At 44.0% G+C, this 2,879-nt stretch carries 2 protein-coding genes; one reads left to right on the top strand and one right to left on the bottom strand.

Features of this window, described 5'->3' with window-relative positions; genetic code table 11:
• Positions 1 to 206 precede the first annotated feature (206 nt).
• Positions 207 to 467 carry a peptidoglycan-binding domain-containing protein gene (locus tag ACKFKH_RS33290; protein ID WP_446862687.1) on the bottom strand — a complete coding sequence of 87 codons (261 nt, stop codon included), beginning with the start codon at positions 465 to 467 and terminating at the stop codon, positions 207 to 209.
• A gap of 178 nt (positions 468 to 645) precedes the next feature.
• On the opposite strand from ACKFKH_RS33290, the gene ACKFKH_RS33285 reads away from it, so the two are divergent.
• Positions 646 to 2,865, top strand: a complete 2,220-nt coding sequence (locus ACKFKH_RS33285; protein ID WP_446862686.1) for a CHAT domain-containing protein — start codon at positions 646 to 648, stop codon at positions 2,863 to 2,865.
• Positions 2,866 to 2,879: the final 14 nt, after the last annotated feature.

The raw sequence follows: 2,879 nt of genomic DNA, 5'->3' as shown, positions 1-2,879 counted from the left end.
ACCGATTTCCCCTCTAACTTTTCACCTTTGACACAAAACTATTGACATACCCATTCAACGTTCAAAGACATATGGAAGTTCCTCGTATTGGCTACCTGTAGTTTGCCAAATTCAGATAAATCCATCTATGAGCTAGCTCATGAAAAATGAAAAAGTGGTGCGATCGTAGGACCACACCACTCAATTACAAAGCTAGAAAGTTGCTTCTAGTTTGTTTTAGCCATTGGAATTTGGTTCATCATTGCTTGCCAAGTTTGCCGCCCCACAATTCCATCTTGTGTTAGAGAATGAAACTGCTGAAATTCTCTCACGTAGTTTTCTGTTTGCTGTGTGAATACTCCGTCCACTGAAATCGGCAGATACCCAAATGAAAGCAACAGCCTTTCGAGCAATTCAACGGCGCTTCCGTTATCTCCATGTTGCAGCAAAGGGAGCGTTACTGTTTTCGTTTGATTTTGCGCTTGCATGATGTGATCCTAATAGGTTTGATTTCGGAGTTCCTTGAAAAGGAATACTCTTACTTTGCAAGATCTTTTGAGTTGATAACAGGCAAGTTAACGCTTTTACAGAACAACTTACCTGGTACAATCAAGGCGATCAGAGCACAGACCGGAAAAATTATTCCTTGGAGTGTGATTGAGGCACATGAAACTGCTGAAAAGCCTGACTTTTCTGGGATGGATGTTCACTAGCGTGATGCTGATAGTTTTGCTAGGACTCAACCCAGCGACAGCAATTTCGGATACGGTAGCTCTGGATCAAACTGTTATGGCTACAATGCAAGGAGATGCTGAACAGTTGATGCGACAGGGGCGTAGCTTCTATCAATCTGAGCAATTTACTCAAGCACTGGCAGCTTGGCAGAAAGCAGCTATCGCTTATCAGCAGCGAAATGAAGCTTTGAACCAGGCATTAAGTCTAAGCTATGTGTGCGTAGCGTATCAGAAATTAGGAAATTGGACTGAAGCAACGACTGCGATCGCGCAAAGTCTAAATCTCTTACAAAGCAATCCAAGTCGAACACCTGAGCGCGATCGCATTCTTGCACAAGTCCTGAACACTCAAGGAAATCTGAAGTTTGCTCAAGGTCAAGCAGAGCAGGCATTAGAACATTGGGAGCGTTCAGCCAAGCTCTATGCTCAACTTAAAGATGAAAATAAGCGCATTGGTAGCTTAATCAACCAAGCTCAAGCACAACAATCGCTAGGACTCTTTCTACGATCGCGGCAAACCCTAACCCAAGTAGAAAAAACTCTGCAAACGCAATCTGATTCTGCACTCAAAGCAATAGGATTGAGAAGCTTAGGAAACGTTTTGTTATTACTGGGAGATACTCAAAATGCTGAACGAGTTTTGCAGCAGAGTTTAGCAACATCAGGCAATGAAGAGATCAGTGCAACACTGATGAGCTTAGGCAACGTAGCGAGAGCCAAACAAGACCGACCAGCCGCACTCAAGTTTTATCAACAGGCTGCTGAGCGATCGAACACGCTAGTCAAGACACAAGCCCAACTCAATCAACTTAGATTACTAACAGAACAAGGGCAGAAAGCAGAAGCACGATTGCCTACGGCAACAGCGAAGCTCACGCTGATCAACACCATCCCAGCCCAACTGGATCAGCTTGCTCCAAGTCGATCAGAAATCTATGCTCGAATTAACTTTGCTCAAAGTTTGATGAGGCTCGGAGGCGAAGAAATCACAGCAGCTAAAGTTTTGGCAATTGGTGTTCAGCACGCAAGAGAGTTAGAGGATCAACGTGCAGAAGCTTACACAGTTGGATATTTAGGCAGCATTTACGAGCGCAATCAACAATGGGGAGAGGCTCAGAAGCTTACAGAACAGGCATTACTCATTACTCAAGCAATGAATGCCGCAGATATGGCTTATCAATGGCAATGGCAGCTAGGACGCATTCTCAAAGCACAAGGAAAGCGAAAGGAGGCAATCGGAACTTACACGGCTGCATTTGACACCTTGCAATCTATTCGTAGCGATCTAGTTGGCACGAATCCTGATCTCCAGTTCTCCTTTCGAGAAAGTGTGGAACCTGTGTATCGAGAGCTAGTTGATTTGTTGTTACGTCAAACGCCAGGAGAAGCCAACCTGCAAAAGGCGCGTCAAGTGATTGAATCACTTCAACTAGCAGAACTAGACAACTTTTTCCGAACGGCTTGTTTAGAGGGGCAAACAGTTGCGATCGACAAAATTGATCAAACCGCAACGGCTGTAATTTATCCGATTATTCTGTCAGATCGCATTGAAATTATTGTGAGTTTGCCTGGTCAATCATTGCGGCAATATACTGCGATCGCGTCTCAACAAACGGTAGAAAGAACATTAGATCAATTGCGACAAGAATTAGAACAACCGTTTGCGAGTCCAGAAGCAAGACGACTCGGACAGCAAGTTTATGATTGGCTGATTCGCCCGATGGCAACAGATTTAAAGCAAAATCAGATCACAAATCTTGCCTTTGTCCTAGATGGAAGACTACGAAATGTGCCAATGGCAGCACTTTATGATGGTAAGCAGTTTTTGATTGAGAACTACAGTGTTGCGCTCACCCCTGGTTTACAGTTGCTCAATCCTCGATCGGTACAACAAGTGAACCTAAAAGCTTTAGTGGCAGGGCTATCACAAGCTCGAAGTGGGTTCTCAGCATTGCCAAATGTTCAATGGGAGCTAGAAGAGATCAAGACTCAAATTCCGAGTCGAGTCTTGTTGAATGAAGCCTTTACGGGTTCTATGTTGCAAAAACAGATTAATGCGTCACCCTTTACGATTGTACATTTGGCAACACATGGTCAGTTTAGTTCTAATGCAGGGTATGTCAATAGTTTTGTGTCAAAGGTGAAAAGTTAGAGGGGAAATCGGTC

The organism is Phormidesmis sp. 146-20, assembly GCF_052939475.1.
Note: the sequence above shows the minus strand (reverse complement) of the source record. Positions and strands in the feature narration are given on the sequence as shown.